The following is a 17,417-nucleotide window of genomic DNA, read 5'->3' as shown; positions in this document are numbered from 1 at the left end:
CTTTCTGGGTTGGGGGTCAGGGAGCGACGGCCGACAGGACACCGGCCAGGGCGCAGGGCTGGGAGGGGCGGCACTGGACCGCGAGGGTGGTGACGCGGCTCTCGGCGCCGCCGTGCGACGAGCCGTTCCAGGCGATCGACTGTTTGCCGGAGACCGTCACGGCGTAGACGTACGCGGTGGTGATCGCCCCGGGGTCCGCCTGCAGGGCCTGGGTGAACGAGTCGGGGAAGTGCGCCTCGTTCACCTTGGCGGTGGCGAACTGGCCGTTGGCGGCCATCTCCTTCCACAGCACGCGCGAGGGGACGAGCGCGTCGACCGAGGCGGTGTCGACGTACTTCTTCTCGCTGGTCAGCCACCCGCGCAGGGCGGTCAGCAGCTCGCGCTGGGAGTAGGCGCGGGTGTCGTAGGACCACAGCGCCGCGGCTGCCGCCTTGCCGAAGGCGATCGGGTCGTGCGTGGACGGGGGAACGGGCAGGTCACCGCGGCGCCCGTGCGGTCGTGACGAAGCGGAAGCAGAACCGGTCGGGGAGGACAGGGAAGCCGAACTCACCTGCGTCGTAGGAACCTTGGATGAGGTCCTGCTGTCGCGGGTGACATAGGCGGCCAGGCCGGCGAGGGCGACGAGCACCACCAGGACAGCGGTGCCGAGCAGCGCCCGGCGGCGCACGCGAGAAGCGCCGCCGGGGTTCGTGGAGCGGGGAGACATCAGCGGACCTGGCTTCCCAGCGTGCTGAAGAACGCCACCACACCGTTCGCGGCACCCAGCAGGAGGGCCGCGCCGGCGCTGACCAGCACGCCCTTCTTGCCGTTGGCCTCGGCCTGGTGGCCGCCGGAGTGGTGGCCCCAGGCCCACACGCCCGCACTGACGGCGAGCGCGCCGACCACGGCGATGATCCCGAAGAGGTTGATCGAGCCCATCACCTGCTTGAGGACCGACAGACCCGGCAGCCCGCCCTCGTTCGGCTTGATCCCGGGGTCGTAGGCGAGCTGGACGACCGAGTCGACGAGGTACATAGTTGTGAACTCCAGTTCGATTTAGTGCACGCCAAAGCCCGAGGGGGCGAAGCGCCAGTGCAGGAGGGGGGAGGGGGAGAAGCGCCGGTCAGACGACTCGGCGGGCCGCGAGAATCCGCGGCTTCCAGGACGCGAGGGTCGCGAGGCGGACCACGTCCCCGGTGCGCGGGGCGTGCACGATCAAGCCCTGGCCGACGACCATCCCGACGTGCTCCGGGACTTCGGCGGTCCCTTCGGTGAAGACGAGGTCACCGGGCCGGAGAGCGTCGACCGATACCGGCTCGCCCTCCCTGACCTGCGTGTACGTCGTCCGCGTAAGGGTGACCCCGGCGGCCCTGTACGCCTGCTGCATCAACGAGGAGCAGTCGCAGTGGCCCATGGGGTCGCTCCCGTGGGAGTCGGTGCAGCTCCCGCCCCACTGGTACGGGGTGCCGAGCTGGCCGAGCGCCCAGCGGATCGCCGTCTGGACCTTGAGCGGAGCGTCTGCCGGAATCTTGTACCCGGTCGGCAACGCGCCGGGCGGGATGGTTCCGAAGTCGGTGCCGTCACCGCCGGCCGTACAGCCGCCCGCGGTACTCGACGCAGCACTGGCCGTGCTGTCCGAGCCGGACGGCGAAGGGCTCGGCGACGTGCCGCTGGCCTTCGACAGCAGCGGCTCGATCGCCTGCTGCAAGGCGGTGGCCAAGGGCTCCCACTTCGCGTAAGCCTCGGGGAAGACGGACCTCTGCACCGCCTGGGCAGCCTGGGTGACGGACAGGGACTGCCAGCCCGAGACCTTTTCCAGCGCCTCGTAGAACTTCGTCGAGGCGTGCACCGGGTCGAGGATCTCGTTCGCGGTGCCCCACCCCTGCGACGGCCGCTGCTGGAACAGGCCCAGTGAGTCGCGGTCGCCGTAGGTGAGGTTCCGCAGGCCACTCTCCTGCAGGGCGGTCGCCAGGGCCACGATCTGGCCCCGGGCCGGGATGTTCATCGCGACGCCGGTGGCCTGGATGGTCTTGGCGTTGGGGATCTGCTCGGCCGGGTCTCCCAGGCCCGGCACGGAGACCGTGCCCTTGCTGCCGCCGTCCAGGATCGCCTTCACCTGAGCGGCAACGGCCGAGGTATCCACAGCCTGTGGGCCGCCGGTCGAGCAGGAGGCCGAAGCAGTCCCGGCCCCGACGGCGAGGACCGGAACAGCCAGCAGAAGCGGACCGGAGGCGAAGAGACCGACGACCGCTCCGGTGGTCTTCTTCATCGACGCCGCCGTTCGCCGGGGCTGAGAATCCGGCCGGGCAGCGGAACTGGGTCAGGGCGTGGGAGTATCAGGGCGTGCTGCATCGCAGCGGCTCCTCGCGGTTCGTAGGAGGCGCGGTGCCGACTTCTCGTGCAAAGCCGCCGGCACCGCGCCGATGTGAATCCGCCTCTCAGGACGGGCCCGGTTCAGGGGGGTTGGTAGCTCCCGGACGCCGGGTTCAGGTCATGCGCGGCAGCCAGCCGCACTCTTAATCTCAGGTGGTGCACCGGGTCTCCTCACGGCTTCGAGAACAGGGATTCAACGTGCCTTCCGCTCCGCGTTTTTGGACGCGGAAACATGGATCGGCACAGGTCAGCAGGGGGGAGCCGGACTCCGCCTCGGTGACGTGGCGAGACAGTAGACCGGGATTCCGGCCGCACCAAACGACCGCCGAACCGGGCCCGAACCACGGCACAGGCTCGTTAGGTGCGGCCGGAAGTTGCGGCTAACCTCCGGCGCAACCCCGCTCCGACCGCCTGCTGTTGACCGCCCTCCGGAGCTGGCCCAGTCCCGCCGTGCACTGAAAGAGGCCCCGCACATGAGCTACACGCTGCACCGAGGCGACGCCCTCACCGTGTTGAAGACCCTCCCGGACGAGAGCGTCAACGCCGTCATCACCGACCCCCCGTACAACTCCGGCGGACGCACCAGCTCGGACCGCACCGGCCGCACCGCCCGCGCCAAGTACGTCACGGCCGGATCGGCGCACGACCTGCAGAACTTCCCCGGCGAGAACCGCGACCAGCGGAGCTATCGAAGCTGGCTGACCGCACTGCTCACCGAGGCGTACCGGGCCGCGACCGAGCACTCCATCGCCATGGTCTTCTCCGACTGGCGTCAGGAGCCCACCACGTCCGACGCCCTGCAGATGGCGGGCTGGACCTGGAGCGGCACGATCCCCTGGATCAAGCCCGCCAGCCGGCCCCGCAAGGGCGGGTTCAAGCAGTCGGCCGAGTTCATTGTCTGGGGCGTCAAGGGCAGCCTCGAAAAGGACCGGGATCTCTACCTGCCCGGCCACTTCATCGCCTCCCAGCCCCGCAAGGACCGTGTCCACATCACCCAGAAGCCGGTCGAGATCATGCAGCAGCTCGTGCAGATCTGCCCCGAAGGCGGCACCGTCCTCGACCCGTTCACGGGCAGCGGCTCCACGGGCGTCGCCGCCCTCCGCGAGAGCCGACAGTTTGTCGGAGTCGAGCTGTCCGCGCACTACGCCGACGTTGCCGAAGCTCGGATATTGGAAACGATGCAACAGACCGCACGGCGCGAGGACTTCATTCTCGCTGGTCCCGAGGCATAGTGACGCCCTAAGCGAGACGAGTCTGGAGCATTCGGTCAGGAGACTTACCGCTCACGCAGCGGAGTGCAACAATGTTGCGTTGTATGCATCATCCGGGGTGGGTGGTGAGCATGATCGAGGCTCCGGGCTCGGCGCTGCTGGTGTTGGCGGACGGTGTCGTGCCGCTGGACCCGGAATCGATGGCGTTCCGGGCGATGCTGGAGGGCTGGGCCTGTCAACAGCGGGCGCGGTTCCTTGACGAGCGGGAGACCATCGAGCCGCGGCTGGCCTTGGTGCGGCGGATGGTGGCGTTCACCGGGCTGTACCCATGGGAGTGGACGCCTGCGGAGGCGGAGGCATTCATCGGCGATCTCCGCTCGGGGCCGCGGCCGATCATGGTGTCCACGGCGCGGAGTTACGAGATCACGCTGCAGCTGTTCTGCGCGTACCTGACCGACGTCCGCTACCAGTGGGGCCGGGTCTGCTCGGAGCGGTTCGGGACGGCGCCGCAGCAGGTGTTCCACGAGTGGAACAGCGTGAAGCACATCGCGGACTACGAAGGCGACCCGCGGCGACGGCCGTTGGACTACGACGAGGTCCAGGCCCTGTTCGATTCGGCGGACGGCCGGGTGGAACAGATCCGGGCCCGGCGCGTCAAAGGCGCCCTGCCGGCGATGCGGGATGCGGCCCTGCTCAAGACGGTGTACGCGTTCGGGCTGCGGCGCCAGGAGACGGTGGGCACGGACTGCGTCGATTTACGCCGTTGCCCGAAGACTCCGCAGTTCGGTCAGTTCGGCGCGTTGAACGTGCGGTTCGGCAAGTCGAGCCGGGGTGGTCCGCCCAAACGGCGCACAGTGTTGCTGGTGCCGGAGATGGACTGGATCGTGCCGGTCCTTCAGCAGTGGACGGACGAAGTACGGCCATTGCTGGCCGGCCGGAGTCATCCGGCGTTGTGGGTGACCGAGCGGTGCGGGCGACTGCACCGCCGCTCGGTGAACGAGGCGTTCGAGAAGGTGGCCGGCCTGGCGGGGCTTCCTGCCGAGCTCGACCCGCACTGCCTGCGCTACTCGTACATCACGCACCTGGTGGAGTTCGACTACCCGCAGCGCTTCATCCAGGAGCAGGTCGGTCATCTGTATGCCTCCACCACGGCTTTGTACACCGGGGTGAGCGATGAGTACCGGACACGTCTGCTGCTGCGGGCGCTGGCGGAACACCGAGACGAGTTGTGGGGTGAGCAGGGATGATTCGGAGGATGGGCTGCGGCTGGAAGCTGCGGCATGTGATGGCGGAGCGGGGCATGTTCCAGACCTCGGACCTGGTGCCGCTGCTGGCTGAGCGGGGTGTGGTCCTCTCACGCGAGCAGGTCTACCGACTGGTGACGCAGGTCCCGCAGCGACTGAGCATGGACACCCTGGCCGCATTGTGTGACGTGCTGGAGTGCACCCCGGACGATCTCATCGAGATCAAAGTCGTCGACCGGCAGCTGCCCAAGGCCGCGGGCGAGAAGGCGAACGAGGTGCCCCCAGTGCGGCGTTCGGTGGTCCGCCGCCCCGGCCAGCCATGAGCCCGTCCAGGACGCCGAAGGTATGCGCGCGCTGCGGACGCCTGGGGCGGATCGACGCGCGTCGGCCGGAGGGCGGCATCTGCCACCGCTGCTACCGGCATGACGCACAGGTCGTCAAGGAGTGCGCCCATTGCGGCCGTGTCCGCATACCCGCCGCCCGCACAGCCGAAGGACAGCCACTGTGCGAACGCTGCTGGCAGCCGCCAGAACGAGCCTGTGCAGCCTGTGGTGCCCGTGCGCCGACCAAGGCGTTCACCGAGGCTGGACCACTGTGCCCGCAGTGCTACCGCAGACAGCGTCAGCCGCGGGCGGTGTGCGACCGGTGCGGCGACCTCGCTCGCATTGCCCGGCGCGGCACCGACGAGGACGACCAGGTGTGCTATCGCTGCTACCGGCGCCCCACCGTCCTGACGTCCTGCGCCGTCTGCGGCAGGACCAAGGAATGCCTGCAGCTGGGGGACGGGCGCCAAGTCTGCGTGAACTGCAGACCGCTGCCTCGCCGTGCCTGCGCCGCCTGCGGCACGGAACGCATCGTGGCTGCCAACTGGCCTATGGGACCAGTGTGTTCCGCCTGCTATCGCAGAATCCGCACCGCACGGGTGCCCTGCCCTGGCTGCGGACAGGTTAGACCGCTGATAGCTCGAACACCCGACGGGCAGCCACGCTGCGGACCCTGCGTCGGGCTGGCCCTGCCGCCTCCATGCCGGTCCTGCGGCAGCCGCGACACCCCCTACGCCCGGAGCACCTGCGCGCGCTGCATCGCCCGCCAACAGTTGGGTGACCTGCTCACCGGCCCGGACGGCACTGTTCCTGATCAGCTGCTGCCTGTGCTGTACTCCGTGGGGTCCGCCGACGCCCCTGCCCGGATCATCAGCTGGCTGCAGAGCAGCACCAGCGCCCGACTTCTCGCCGAGCTTGCCGCGGCTGGCAAGCACGTGACCCACGCCCTCCTCGACACCCTCCCTGCTGGCCACGATGAGTGCTACGTGCGCGCCCTCTTGGTCCACACCGCCGTGCTCGACCCCCGGGAGGAAGGACTCGAACGGATCACCCCATGGCTGGAGCGGATTCTCTGCGACCGGCCAGCAGCCCACGCCCGCCTTGTTCATCCGTACACCCACTGGGTTCTGTTGCGTCAGGCGCGCCACCGGGCATCCAAAGGGCTTACTACGGCCAGCAGTTGGGGGCGCATCCGCGGCCGTGTCACCCTCATCCTGTCGTTCCTGGACTGGCTCGACGAACAACAACTCACGCTGGCCACCGTCACGCAGAACAACCTCGACCACTGGTTGACCTCCGGCCCCCGGCGACGGCACGACATCCGGTCGTTCCTGACCTGGGCCCACCAGCGCGGCCTGACCAACAAGCACCACATCCGACCGTCCCCCGAGGCGCCCGACACCCTGATCCTCACCGAGGACCAGCGCTGGCAGGAACTGCGCCGATGCCTAAACGACAACAACCTGCCCCTACGTGTCCGTGTGGGCAGAATACTTACCCTGCTCTATGGCATGCCCGCCAGCAGCGTGCGGCTCCTGGAGACGAATGACATCCGGCATGACGACGAGGGCACCCGCCTGAACTTTGGCCGCCAGCCTTTGTTCATTCCGCCACGTCCTGCAGCCCTGATGATCGAACTCGCCGCGCAGAGCCGCCAGCCAGTCCCGACAACCGTTGGCCCGCCTGCGAGACCTTGGCTCTTCCCGGGGACACTTCCCGGGCAGCCGCTCAGCACTGCTGGCTACAGCCTGCTCATGCGACGTCACGGCTTCCACACCATCCCCGCCCGGAGCGCTGCGCTGATCGCGCTCGCGGATCAGCTGCCATCCCCAGTCCTCGCCGAACTCCTCAACATCCATGTTCACACAGCGCGGAAATGGGCGGCCTATACACAGCCCGACTGGGCTGCCTACCTTGCGGAACGAGCCAGCCCATCAGTCGACAGGACCCTGATGCCAGAAGACAGCACACCAAGGAACAGCTGCGAAAGGCTTCCTATGCGGCTCGTTTCTACCCGCCGATCGCCAATCAACTGACTGTGACGTGAAGAAAGAAAGCCGTGGTGAACCCAGGGACAGAGGTCGCAGCAAGCCTCTGCGGACCGGTATCGCGCTGATGTCCTGGGGAATAGTGGCTGCCGACCCGGCGTGGACTTCACGTCACTCAGGTCGGACAGGCGGGGCTGGTTTCCTCGTGGAGTCCCAGTACCGGCGCCCGAACTGGTCCTCGATCTTGTGGATGGTCTCCTTCTTGGGACGAGCCCGCCAGATTGAGATGAGGTGATCTTCGACCGGATCGTCCGGGTAATCTGCCACCCCGCTCAAATTCTGGCCTTCATCGCGGCCCCGGGTATGGACGCGAATGCGATACCAGCCAGGGCCCTCGTGGGCCAGGTTGCCGGCCTCACGCAGGGTCTCCCCTCCGGGTACTTGGAGAAACAAATACCCCTTTGCACTGTGATAACTGACCTCAACTGCCGACTCCCATTGCGCAAAATCTGTGTGCGGTTCATTATCGTGCAGTTCGATGTTCAGGCGCAGGTATCCGGTGTGTGTGCCACTCAGAATGACCAGGTATCCGCGCCCGGCGCCGACAAGCGAGTTCCCCTCAAAAATTCGGGCGATCTCCCCGGGATCGAATGATTCTCCATACTCGCAGAGATAGTACTGCCTGTATTCCACTCTGAGGCGCTCTGTCGTCCAGGTCATACCTGCCATGATGGGCCATGCCAGGCTGCCTGGTCCAGAAGATACTGCCCGTGGATGTTGTCTGCGCCTACCTCCATGCACCTCTTACTGCTAGGAGAGGCGGGAACGGCGCTCGGCTCCCCTCGGTTGAACTGAGGGGAGCCGAGCTGGCCCGCTTGCCGGGCGGGGATTGGGCTAGTTTCGCACTATCGTGCCCAGGAAGAGAGATTGCTGGTCATCGCTCTTGGTGTCGTCCACGCCCGCGTTGGGGCCGTAGTAGCGAAGTTCGCTTCCTTGCCAGTCCTGGATGGGAATTCCGACGGAAACACCGGCGGACAGATGTTGCCATTTACCTGCCCCCCAGCCGAACTGGTAGATCGTGTGTCGAAACGGGTAATAATTGACCCATTTGTTGGATTCGGGGTTCGTCTGCTTGATCATCTCGTTGTTGAAGAAGACGTTTTGCGGCCCTGATGCACCGGACCACTTGACCGCCTTCTTTCCTGCGCCCCACCAGATGGGGTACCAGGTGGCATTGTCCGGATCGTCTCCGGTTTCGTCTCCACAGTTGCTCAGGCAGTTTCCGCTGCGGTGGGCGAAGGGCACCACGATGCGATTGAGTTCGAACAGGTTGTTACGCTCCCAGCCGCCGTGCATGTTCAGATCGGAATCGAAACTGTTGCCGATCACTACATTCCGGGAGGCAGACCACTGCAGGGTGAAGTGCCGTAGGTTACGGGAGGTGTTTCCGGCGAACAGTGAGTCCCAGACCCGTGAGCCGCGGAAGTATCCGTTGCCGCCCTTGCCCTTGTTCCAGGAGCCGTCCAGGTGGTTGTCGACGATGCTCAGTTGTGCGGCCTCTTCGGTCACGATCGGATGTGAGCCCACCATGTCGGCGCGGACGCCGCGCACGTACGAGTTCAGCGCCCACTTGAAGACGATCCCGTGCATGGCGTAAGCCGGGGCCATGTTGCCGTAGTTGTTCACCGCGTCGGCCTTGTCGAGGCCGGGCATCTCCTGGGTGAAGGAGAAGTTCTCGAAGCCGACGTCCTCCACGGGGTCCACCAGCGGCGCGGCCTTCGAGTCGTAGCTCTTGCCGTCGATGGCGGCGGAACCGTCGGAGGTGGAGTTGACGGGTACGTCGAACTCGAGGGGGTTGAGGAGCTTGATGGCCTTCTCGGTCGTGGAGACCTGGACAATCTTGAAGATCTGCTGCCGCATGTGCATGTTCAGCAGCGGATGCTCCGTCGGTGTGGCGTGCTGTTCTTCGTAGAACTTCTGGCTGTTGGCCGCCCGGATGTTGACCCACTGGTACTTCTGCCAGTTGGTCATGTTGACCTTGCTGTCGAGGTAGACCCAGGTGTCGCCGGCGCGTGCGGCGAATTTGCTGTCGCCGGGCTTGCCGCCGAGTTTGGCGCCGGTCTTCCAGTGCACGTTGACTGTGCCTTCGAAGAGATCCTTACGGTTGGCCGGGGCGGCGGCGTAGTCGCCGAGGTAATCCGGGTGCACCTCCCGGGACTGGACCCGGAACAGGCCGCGGCCGGGCCAGATCCAGCCGCCGGTGCCGTTCGGCCCGGAGGTCATGGCGTCCTTGTCCCACATGGTGCCGTCCGCCAGGATCGTGTCGTAGCGGGTGTTCTCGTCCGGACGGAACACAAAGCGGGTTCCCGTCTGCGGATCGGACCCGGCACCGTGCAGGATCAGGAAGTCGGCGTCGACGGAGATCTGCCGCGAGACGTTGATGATGCCCGCCGGCAGGGAGATCCGGCTCAGGGAGAACTCCGAGGCAGTGGGCGAGCAGTTCCTCTTGATGTCGTCGATTGCTTGCTGGATGCCGCTGGTGTCATCGGCGCCGTCGCCCGGCACGACCCCATACGCGCTTGTCATTCTCGCCGGCGTGACATCACACGTTTCATCCTGGCTGACCGAACCCTCACCGGGCAGAGCCAATCCCATCCGGTAGCCGGCGTAGCGCCAGTCCGGCAGTCCCGCCACCGGCGCTCTCCGGTTGCCGGGGCTGACGTCGAGATTCGTCAGCGCGGCACCAGGCGCTCCACTGGCGTCCGGAGCCGGCGAGACCACAGGCGACGTCTGAGCCGGCGGACTCTCCGGGACCCCGTCCTCCGTCCCGGTGACCTTCACCCAGAAGCCGTCGTCCTCAAGATCGAGGATACGATTCTTCTTGTAGAAGTCGATGAGGAATCCACCGGCTGAACGGTTGTCCCGTTCGAGAACGGGGCGTGCCGACCAGTTGTTCTCCTCGATGTTTGTCTCCCAGTCCTGCTTCGGCCGCCACTCGTACTGCGCGGCGCCTTCGTAGGTGGAGGCAAACGGGAACTCGTCGCACTCAAGGCCCTTGCTCGCGTAGGCCGGATCCTGCTCGATGCAGGCCGGACTTTTGACAGTGCGGTTCTTGTCCGCGCGGGTTGAGTCCTTCAGTCGGTGCAGCGGGCGGTCAAGGGAGCAGCCCGGGACGCTCTTCGTGGCGTTCTTGGGGAACGTCACCTGCGGATCCTGGCACGCTTCCTTGATGTGTTTCGCGACGGCGGCTTCGTTGCCGTTCAGGCTGTACTCGAGCGGGATCTTGTACGGCAGTGTGACCCCACCGCCCGTCGTCGAATCCGGACCCTGATAGTTGTCCAGATAGGGTGCGTTGTCCCACCGTGCGCCCAGGTCCGGAAGCGATCCTCTACGTGTCTGTTGATACCCGGGCTGCGTACCGCTCAGGATCAGCATGAACGTGCCGTAGAAGTAGGAAACGGGTTCGTGATCAGGCCCAGAGTGTCCTTCCCCCGCGTTGGCGCGGGCTGCGTAGTTGGCATAGAAGCCGATCCCTGCTGATCCGAAGGTTCGGCTCATCGGAAAGTTCGATAGGGATCTGTTGCGGGTTTCCCACGAAATACCCGCAGGCGCGGTTTCATCCTGCAGACTGGGCGTCACCACGAAAGCGGCAGGATTGAGTTCACCAATTGCGCCACCGCCGAAGAAATCCCACTCGATCTCGACCATACGTTGAATGCCGGACGGGACGGTGATCCGTTGCACTGCAGTGAAGTAACCGAAGCCTACCGGTGTAGGAACCCCCTGACGGCTGACCTCCACGTAGATGGTTGCCACATTGCAGGCAGCGAAGCGCGACTTCACCCACGTGACATCGTCACCGCCCGGCAATGGAACGGTGCCTGCATTGGCGAGGCATTCTTCCTTGGTCATACTTCGCATGGCTGCACTGTCGTAGTCCCTGGCCGGTTCCCCAGCCGCCTCAGCCCGAAGTGCCCTGCCCGTCGATCCATCAGAACCTTCCGAGTTCTTTGCCGACGTGACTGCAGCACCGAAAACGGTGCGGGGATCCTTGGACTTGAATGCTTTTGGGTCCTTCAAGCCGAGCACGTCAGGAGCCACGCCGTCCAAAAGGCGCTGCGCGGTCTTCTTCTTTTCGGCTTCGCTGTCGATACTCGGAGCGAGGTAGAAGCGAAGCTGGCCGGGTGAGGGTGCAGAAGCGTCCGCTGGTGCGGCGCTCATACACTGAATCACCAGCCCGATAACTGTGACTAGAACTGATGCCAGCCACACCCGTCTCAAAGAGTGCCGAGGCTGTACTGATAAATTCACGATCCCCCTGCTTACTTTGTGGGCAGCTTTCTTTTGTTTCGTGAGCCGACGCAGCCGAAAAGCGGTCTTGAGTACGACTGTCTCGAGACTACGAAGGTGCTCGAACATGTGTCCACTGACTTTTCGTGGACCGTTGAGGGAAGTTGTCTCAACATGCAGTTCTCTCCTGCTTGTCACCGGACCCGATCCACCTCAGGGCTTCGGCGTAGTCAAATGCCGTCCGGTTCGTGTTGATTTGCCGCGCCTCGCGGTGTTCCAGGAGCGGAGGATGCAGCCGGGTCCTGGCCAGGGACCATGCCTGCATGGACATCGTCGTTGAGATCCATGTGCCCCTTGGGGAGGCCCCGGGCACTCCGGAGGGTTCCTATGCCTTCCCCTGGATCGACCAGGTCGAGGACTTCCTGGCTGAACAGGAGGTAGCGGAAGTGCATGACGAAGGAGAGGAGTACGGCGAGGCGTACGTCTTCTTCATCAGCGGGGCCGCTGAGGCGGATCTTCTGGCCGTCGCGTCCCGCGTGGCCAGAGTTCCGGGCATCCCGAGCGGAGTGTTCGCGATGGTCACGAACGATGAGGCGGAAGAGATCGGTCTCGGGCGACGTGTGGAACTGCCGCTCGATGGTCCTCGATAAGACCGACGGTCCGGCGGGGACCGGTTCGGTTGCGCAGCACCGGCTGGTGACGCTCCGCCAGCTCGACGGCTCCCGGCAAGCCGGACAGGCACGGACTTCCAAGATCATGGAGTTCTCGACGCCCCATGACCTGCCTGGAAGACCGTGCCTGCCGACGCATCATCGCCGATCCCGCCTGCCCTTGACCAGCTCAGTGCGCATCCAGAGGTGGTGCCGGGGGAAGTCCCCGGCCTTCTGCAACGGCTTGCCGAGGTGCCCGACCCGCGCGATCCGCGCGGGGTGCGGCATGCCCTGACCGTCGTGCTCGCGCTGACCGCGTGCGCGGTGCTGGCCGGGGCGAACTCCCTGCTGGCGGTCGGCGAATGGATCGTCGACACCCCTCCCCAGCTGCTCGAACCCCTCGGCGTGCGGCCGGACCCACTGTGCCCGAAGCGGAACCTGCCGGCGGAAACGACCGTACGCAGACTGCTGGCCCGCATCGACGGTGACGCACTTGACCGGGCCGTGGGCTGCTGGCTCGCCGACCGCCGCGCCCCTACCGCATTCCCATTGCGAGGACTTGCCGTCGACGGAAAGAGCCTGCGCGGCGCCGCGAGGGCCAAGGGCCGCAGGATCCACCTGCTGGCCGCGCTGGACCACACCACCAGCCTCGTGCTGGCTCAGCTGGACGTAGGTGAGAAGACCGGCGAGATCACCTGCTTCCGGCCGCTGCTGGAGACGGTCGCCGACCTGGCCGGCGTGGTCGTCACCAGCGACGCGCTGCACACCCAGCGCGAGCATGCCATCTACCTCCTCGGGCGCCGAGCCCACTACATCGTGATCGTCAAGGGCAATCAGAAGAGGCTCCGCAAGCAGCTCCAAGCCCTTCCCTGGAAGGACATCCCGCTCCAGGGCCGCACGCGCGACGTCGGTCACGGACGGTCCGAGATCCGCCGGATCAAGGTCGCCACCGTGAACAACCTGCTGTTCCCCGGAGCCAGCCAGGCGCTCCAGATCAAGCGCCGCCGCACCGACCGCAAGACGGGCAGAACCACCGTCAAAACCGTCTACGCCGTCACCAGCCTGGCCACTGAGCAGTCCACCCCCGCCCAGCTGGCCAAGCTGGTCCGGGACCACTGGAAGGTGGAGGCCCTGCACCACGTCCGCGACACGACTTTCGCCGAGGACGCCTCCCAACTGCGGACCGGCAATGCACCACGCGCGATGGCGACCTGGCGCAACTTGGCCATCGGCGCCCTCAAGCTGTCCGGCACCACCAACATCGCCGCCGCACTCCGCGCCAACGCCCGCGACCCCAACCGTCCGCTCGCCCTACTCGGCCTCACATGATCACGAACCGGACGTCATGTGACTATGCCGAAGCCCTGCGATCCACCTGGCGGCCGGGAGTAGCAGTGGCGATCTCGTCAGGTACGTGCCTCACGATCGGGTGCGGTACCTGGCGTGGCAGCGGCCCACCTCGTCAAGAGTTCGCCATGCGGCGGGTGGTGTGGACGATGGAGATGTCAAGGGAGCTTGGCGAGAAAACGCTGGCCTCCAACCTGTCCCTGCTCGGTCGTGCCGTGCAATGTGACAGCCCATCGGCTGTCGTCCTTCACCGGCTGGCTCAACGCCCGGTGCCTGAGGCGGGGTGAGCGCAGCTTCCAGTCGCAGGTATGCAGATGGACCGTTCGTGTCAGCATGTTGCGCGCCTGGCTCGGACAATTGCTCCTGCTCGTGCTGCCGGAACGCGGGCGTGCTTCCGCGGCCAGCAGTGGACGCCCGTGGCACGGTTGGCCCCGGCGGAGCATGTGTGAGGTGGGTGCCGGGCGGTTCCGCCCACAACAGACGTGACTCCCGACCCGGAACATGGTTCCTCCGTTGCGCGGGAGGTAGAGATCATCTGGTAAGGGGGACCTGCTACCAACAGAGGGGACCTATGAGTCACTTACCAATACCGCAGCCAGGAATACCCGCACTTCACCGGTAGAACGGCGGCTCCAAGCAGAGCTGACCCAGGGTGACTTCGCCCTGGCAGGACCGGAGGCATGAGCCTGAGAGCGGCCAGGCCAGGGCCGACGGGCTGCAGACGTCAAAGGGCGGCTGGTGCATCGAGAAGCCGATTCACCAGCCGCCCTTCTTCTTGCGTCAGGCCGCCTCGAACGCCCTCCGGATCAGCGGTCCCGCCTTCTCCAGGTCAGCGGCAGAGGTGATCCGGACTTCCAGGTCACCAGTGCCAAGGTGGCCGATACCGCGCATATCGCGCGAGAAGCCCCCCTCCAGCTCGACCGTGTCCGGGTCGACCTTGAGGTAGACCAGGATCGCCTCGTGCTTCGGGCGGAAGATGACGGAGGCGACGTTCACCATCCGGCGGTAGGCGATGTAGTGCCGAAGCTGAGCCACCTCGACCTCGCCCCAGGCGGTGAGGGCCTCGTCCAGCTCGGCGTAAAGGTCCTGCAGACAGCCAGGAATCGCACCCGCGGTCGCGGACGTCTTCCCGCCTTCGCTGGCGGCACCAGCCGTGACCCCCCGCTCGCGGCTCTGGCGCCGATCCGAGATCGGTCTCGTAGATCCGGGCGTGGACTCGATCAGTAGCAGGCTCAACAGCCCGCCATCGAAGACGCGGTAGCGCACCAGGTCGATCCGCTCGCGCAGACGGTGCACCGCGACTCGTTCGTGGTGCGAGAAGCCGGCGGCGACACAGACCATCCGAGGGTTCCGCCAGTCGATCGACTCGGCGACCTCGGAGCCCAGCTTCTCCTTGACCAGTGCCTCGAACTCGTGACGCGCGGAGTCCAACCACGACAGGTAGGAGACAGCCTGCGACAGGACCCCGCTGTCGGCGCCCTTCTTGTACTCGATCAGCGCAGGCGTGCCGTTCTCGTCCAGTCCGAGGGAGTCGATCCGGCCCCGGTGCCAACGCCCCGTCGGGTACTCCGACGCCAGGAAGCGGATGCCGAGCATGGCCTCCATCCCCGCCTCGACCCGCCGCTGCAGCTCCACCTCCAGCGCCACCGTCGAACCCCGCAGCTCGACGTCCTGGCTATCGGCATTCAGCCGGAACAGCTTCAGGTCGGTCACCAGCGTCCCCCTCCTGCGATCACTACAGGAGGATCAATCGATACCGGTACCGCACTATTCCGGCCGCAAGATCGCAGCCACCAAAGACCGACAGACCCAAGGATGACGGAGCGGTCGGGCGGCACGCGCCGTTCAGGTGACGGCTCGCCGGTGTCAGTGCTGATCCATGCCGACGGCAAGGCCGACAGCGGGCGCAGAGGCACTGTTGCAATGAAGTCTTCAGTCTGGTTCTTATGGAGTCATGCCCGCGCCCCTTCGCAGAATCGACCCGAGTCGCCTGGCGGCCCGGCGCGAAGAGCTGGGGCTGACACGAGCGGAGCTGGCGGCTCGGACTGGGGTGTCGGAAAGGATGATCTTCTTCTACGAGGAGGGCAGGCACTCGCCCACTCCGGCCCGGTTGGACCAGCTGGCCAAGGCCTTGGGGTGCGACTCTGGAGCGCTCACCGGAGCTCAGCGCGGTGCGGAAACGTTGATCGATCTTCGTTATGCCGCTGGACTGCCCGTCGACCGAGTCGCCGAACTGCTGCGGGCATCATCCGCCGGACGTGAGCTGTGCGTGTCCGCAGCCAAGGTGGCGGCTCTGGAGAGCGGGCGCCAGGTGCGTGGCCGGGGGTGGAAGGATGCACAGACGACCGGCAGGTTGCTCGCTCCTCTCGCGAGAGTCTACGGCGTGCCCGTGCGTATGGTCCTGGACGCCTGGATGCGCACACGTACAGGTGAGCCGGCGCCGCAGGTCCCGGGCAAGCGGCAGCAGGCCCCCTCGCAGGCTGCGCTGAAGACCTGGGAGTTGTTGAACGAGCGGCAGCGCATCTACCTGGGAGAAATCATGCGGGATGACCGTATGACGGAGACCGAGATGTGGATGCGACGGGTGCAGCGTCTGCCAGTGCCCCGAGCGGCCGTGTGGCGCAAGTTGCCGTTGACCCTCAAGGCCGCACCGTCACTGGTGGGTTATACCCGCCTGCAGGAGCGCCTTCGGCGTGGTGGAGTGCACGATCCTGGCGCTGGTCAGACCGTGCATGCACTTGAGCGGCGGGGGCTGCTGATCATCACGGAGGACGCCGTCGAGCATCCCGGCGTTGGTTATGTGGAACGGGTACTGGTGGAGATTACTCGCCGGGGCCGAGCAGCTGCCCGCGCCGGGCTGGGCGAGCCTCGAGAATCCGACCACGCGGTGCATCTGCTGTCGGAGTGGCTGTGGGGCGTTTTGGCACGGGTTGCGGCGGCGGAGCCGGCCGGGTTGGAGGACGACCGGTTGGCGGGCCGGTCCCTCTTCTTCATCGGCGTGGGCTACAAGGGGAAAGCGGGCGGTCAGCCGAGCCGGGGCTTCGTTGAATCCGTGCCGGTGATGGCGGCAGGGGGCACGCACGTTGCCGAGTACCGATGGCGATTGACCAGGCTCGGTAAGCAGCATGTCGCGGAGTATCTCGATCACTATCGGGAGCTCTATCCGCAGGTCGATACCACAGGGCTCGGCTCTTTTCCGGTCGACTCACTCTAGAAGCTGGCATTCCTTCCATCTCGGGGTGATTGTCAGTGGCGCGGTCTACGCTGCGGATTTGTGACGAGCCCCACGCACGACGATGCTCAGACACTTGACGAAGTCAGGGTCCGCTACCTGGTCACCCGGGCCGCCCTGCGGGCGGCGAAGGCCATGACGTTGCCCGGCTTGAAGCCGGAGCAGCGTCTGGCGACCCTGATGGAGTGCCACGGCACGATGCTGGCGGCTCGCGGCCCCAGCAGCCCGCTGCCATTCGCCGAGTTCCGGAAGGCACTCAGAGGCGAGCTGGCTGGGCTGCTGCCGGACGGCGTAAATGCCTTGGATCTGGGCGGGTTGCTGCTCGTCGACCCGGACGGGCAGGTGACCGAGGATGCCTTCGACCTCGATCTAGAGCAGCGGATTCTGCTGCATACCTTACGGAAGCTCGACAAGGACGCGGGTGCGATCAGCGATCGGGAGCTCCAGTCGGAGATCGAGCAGGAGACGGCGTACGCGCTTCTACGAAAGCAGGGTACGCAGAACGCATACGAGGCAGGCCGGTCCGACCTCATCCGGCATCCGGCGGGTGCAGTCGATCAACTGCGCAAGCTGAAATTGCCGATGGGGGTCGTCGACTTCTACGAGGAGATCCCCTACGGGTCCGTCCACAACGGCTGGTGGTTTCCCTGCCCGATCTGCCGTTGGCCGATGCGCCTCACGCTCCGCAAGAACGCTGGCAACATCGTGGGGTCGGCTCGCTGCTGGCACGCCCCCCACGCAGACATGGGTGCCGTGTAGCTGTTCCGTCCGACGTCGGAC

The 17,417-nt window shown here is 66.0% G+C and carries 14 protein-coding genes and 1 pseudogene; 8 read left to right on the top strand and 7 right to left on the bottom strand.

The annotated features are described in order from the left end of the window. Positions 1-16 precede the first annotated feature (16 nt). From ACFU53_RS02335 to ACFU53_RS02325, 3 genes are all read right to left on the bottom strand, one after another. Positions 17-706: a hypothetical protein gene (locus tag ACFU53_RS02335; RefSeq protein WP_383985158.1), complete on the bottom strand. Its 690-nt coding sequence runs from the start codon at positions 704-706 to the stop codon at positions 17-19. Continuing rightward, positions 706-1,014 (bottom strand): DUF6112 family protein, encoded by a 309-nt coding sequence (locus ACFU53_RS02330; RefSeq protein WP_383985155.1) that lies wholly within the window; start codon positions 1,012-1,014, stop codon positions 706-708. The genes ACFU53_RS02335 and ACFU53_RS02330 overlap by 1 nt, the downstream gene beginning before the upstream one ends. A gap of 88 nt (positions 1,015-1,102) precedes the next feature. After that, complete coding sequence (locus tag ACFU53_RS02325) at positions 1,103-2,248, bottom strand: C40 family peptidase (protein ID WP_383985152.1); 1,146 nt, start codon at positions 2,246-2,248, stop codon at positions 1,103-1,105. Between the two features lie 577 nt (positions 2,249-2,825). On the opposite strand from ACFU53_RS02325, the gene ACFU53_RS02320 reads away from it, so the two are divergent. The 4 genes from ACFU53_RS02320 (at position 2,826) to ACFU53_RS02305 (ending at position 7,166) form a co-directional block, all read left to right on the top strand. Further along, positions 2,826-3,584 (top strand): DNA-methyltransferase, encoded by a 759-nt coding sequence (locus tag ACFU53_RS02320; protein WP_383985149.1) that lies wholly within the window; start codon positions 2,826-2,828, stop codon positions 3,582-3,584. Positions 3,585-3,694: 110 nt separating this feature from the next. After that, positions 3,695-4,810: a tyrosine-type recombinase/integrase gene (locus ACFU53_RS02315; protein ID WP_383985146.1), complete on the top strand. Its 1,116-nt coding sequence runs from the start codon at positions 3,695-3,697 to the stop codon at positions 4,808-4,810. Continuing rightward, positions 4,807-5,130 carry a helix-turn-helix domain-containing protein gene (locus ACFU53_RS02310; RefSeq protein ID WP_383985143.1) on the top strand — a complete coding sequence of 108 codons (324 nt, stop codon included), beginning with the start codon at positions 4,807-4,809 and terminating at the stop codon, positions 5,128-5,130. The genes ACFU53_RS02315 and ACFU53_RS02310 overlap by 4 nt, the downstream gene beginning before the upstream one ends. A gap of 773 nt (positions 5,131-5,903) precedes the next feature. Then, positions 5,904-7,166, top strand: a complete 1,263-nt coding sequence (locus tag ACFU53_RS02305) for a hypothetical protein (RefSeq protein ID WP_383985140.1) — start codon at positions 5,904-5,906, stop codon at positions 7,164-7,166. Between the two features lie 123 nt (positions 7,167-7,289). Here ACFU53_RS02305 and ACFU53_RS02300 read toward each other — a convergent pair whose 3' ends face one another. Continuing rightward, on the bottom strand, positions 7,290-7,838 hold the full coding sequence (locus tag ACFU53_RS02300) for a hypothetical protein (protein ID WP_383985138.1): 549 nt from the start codon (positions 7,836-7,838) through the stop codon (positions 7,290-7,292). A 174-nt stretch (positions 7,839-8,012) separates the two neighbouring features. Beyond that, positions 8,013-11,339, bottom strand: a complete 3,327-nt coding sequence (locus ACFU53_RS02295; protein ID WP_383985135.1) for a hypothetical protein — start codon at positions 11,337-11,339, stop codon at positions 8,013-8,015. A 392-nt stretch (positions 11,340-11,731) separates the two neighbouring features. On the opposite strand from ACFU53_RS02295, the gene ACFU53_RS02290 reads away from it, so the two are divergent. Next, positions 11,732-12,058 (top strand): hypothetical protein, encoded by a 327-nt coding sequence (locus ACFU53_RS02290; RefSeq protein ID WP_383985132.1) that lies wholly within the window; start codon positions 11,732-11,734, stop codon positions 12,056-12,058. A gap of 159 nt (positions 12,059-12,217) precedes the next feature. On the opposite strand, the gene ACFU53_RS02285 is transcribed toward ACFU53_RS02290, so the two are convergent. Beyond that, complete coding sequence (locus ACFU53_RS02285) at positions 12,218-12,346, bottom strand: hypothetical protein (protein WP_383985290.1); 129 nt, start codon at positions 12,344-12,346, stop codon at positions 12,218-12,220. On the opposite strand from ACFU53_RS02285, the pseudogene ACFU53_RS02280 reads away from it, so the two are divergent. Beyond that, positions 12,311-13,228 (top strand): annotated as a pseudogene (locus ACFU53_RS02280) (ISAs1 family transposase); the annotation flags it as partial. The gene ACFU53_RS02285 and the pseudogene ACFU53_RS02280 overlap by 36 nt on opposite strands. A 957-nt stretch (positions 13,229-14,185) precedes the next feature. Here the strand turns inward: ACFU53_RS02280 and ACFU53_RS02275 are convergent. After that, complete coding sequence (locus tag ACFU53_RS02275) at positions 14,186-15,118, bottom strand: DUF5655 domain-containing protein (protein ID WP_383985129.1); 933 nt, start codon at positions 15,116-15,118, stop codon at positions 14,186-14,188. Between the two features lie 241 nt (positions 15,119-15,359). Between ACFU53_RS02275 and ACFU53_RS02270 the strand changes: the two genes are divergently transcribed. Both ACFU53_RS02270 and ACFU53_RS02265 read left to right on the top strand, forming a co-directional pair. Next, a complete protein-coding gene (locus ACFU53_RS02270; RefSeq protein WP_383985127.1) occupies positions 15,360-16,619 on the top strand; it encodes a helix-turn-helix domain-containing protein in 1,260 nt (419 codons plus the stop codon). Positions 16,620-16,679: 60 nt separating this feature from the next. Then, entirely contained in the window at positions 16,680-17,396 is a 717-nt protein-coding gene (locus ACFU53_RS02265; protein ID WP_383985124.1) for a hypothetical protein, read from the top strand. Positions 17,397-17,417: the final 21 nt, after the last annotated feature.

It is taken from the genome of Streptomyces sp. NPDC057474, assembly GCF_042802555.1.
Classification (GTDB): domain Bacteria; phylum Actinomycetota; class Actinomycetes; order Streptomycetales; family Streptomycetaceae; genus Streptomyces.
This window is presented reverse-complemented; position numbering and strand designations above follow the sequence as displayed.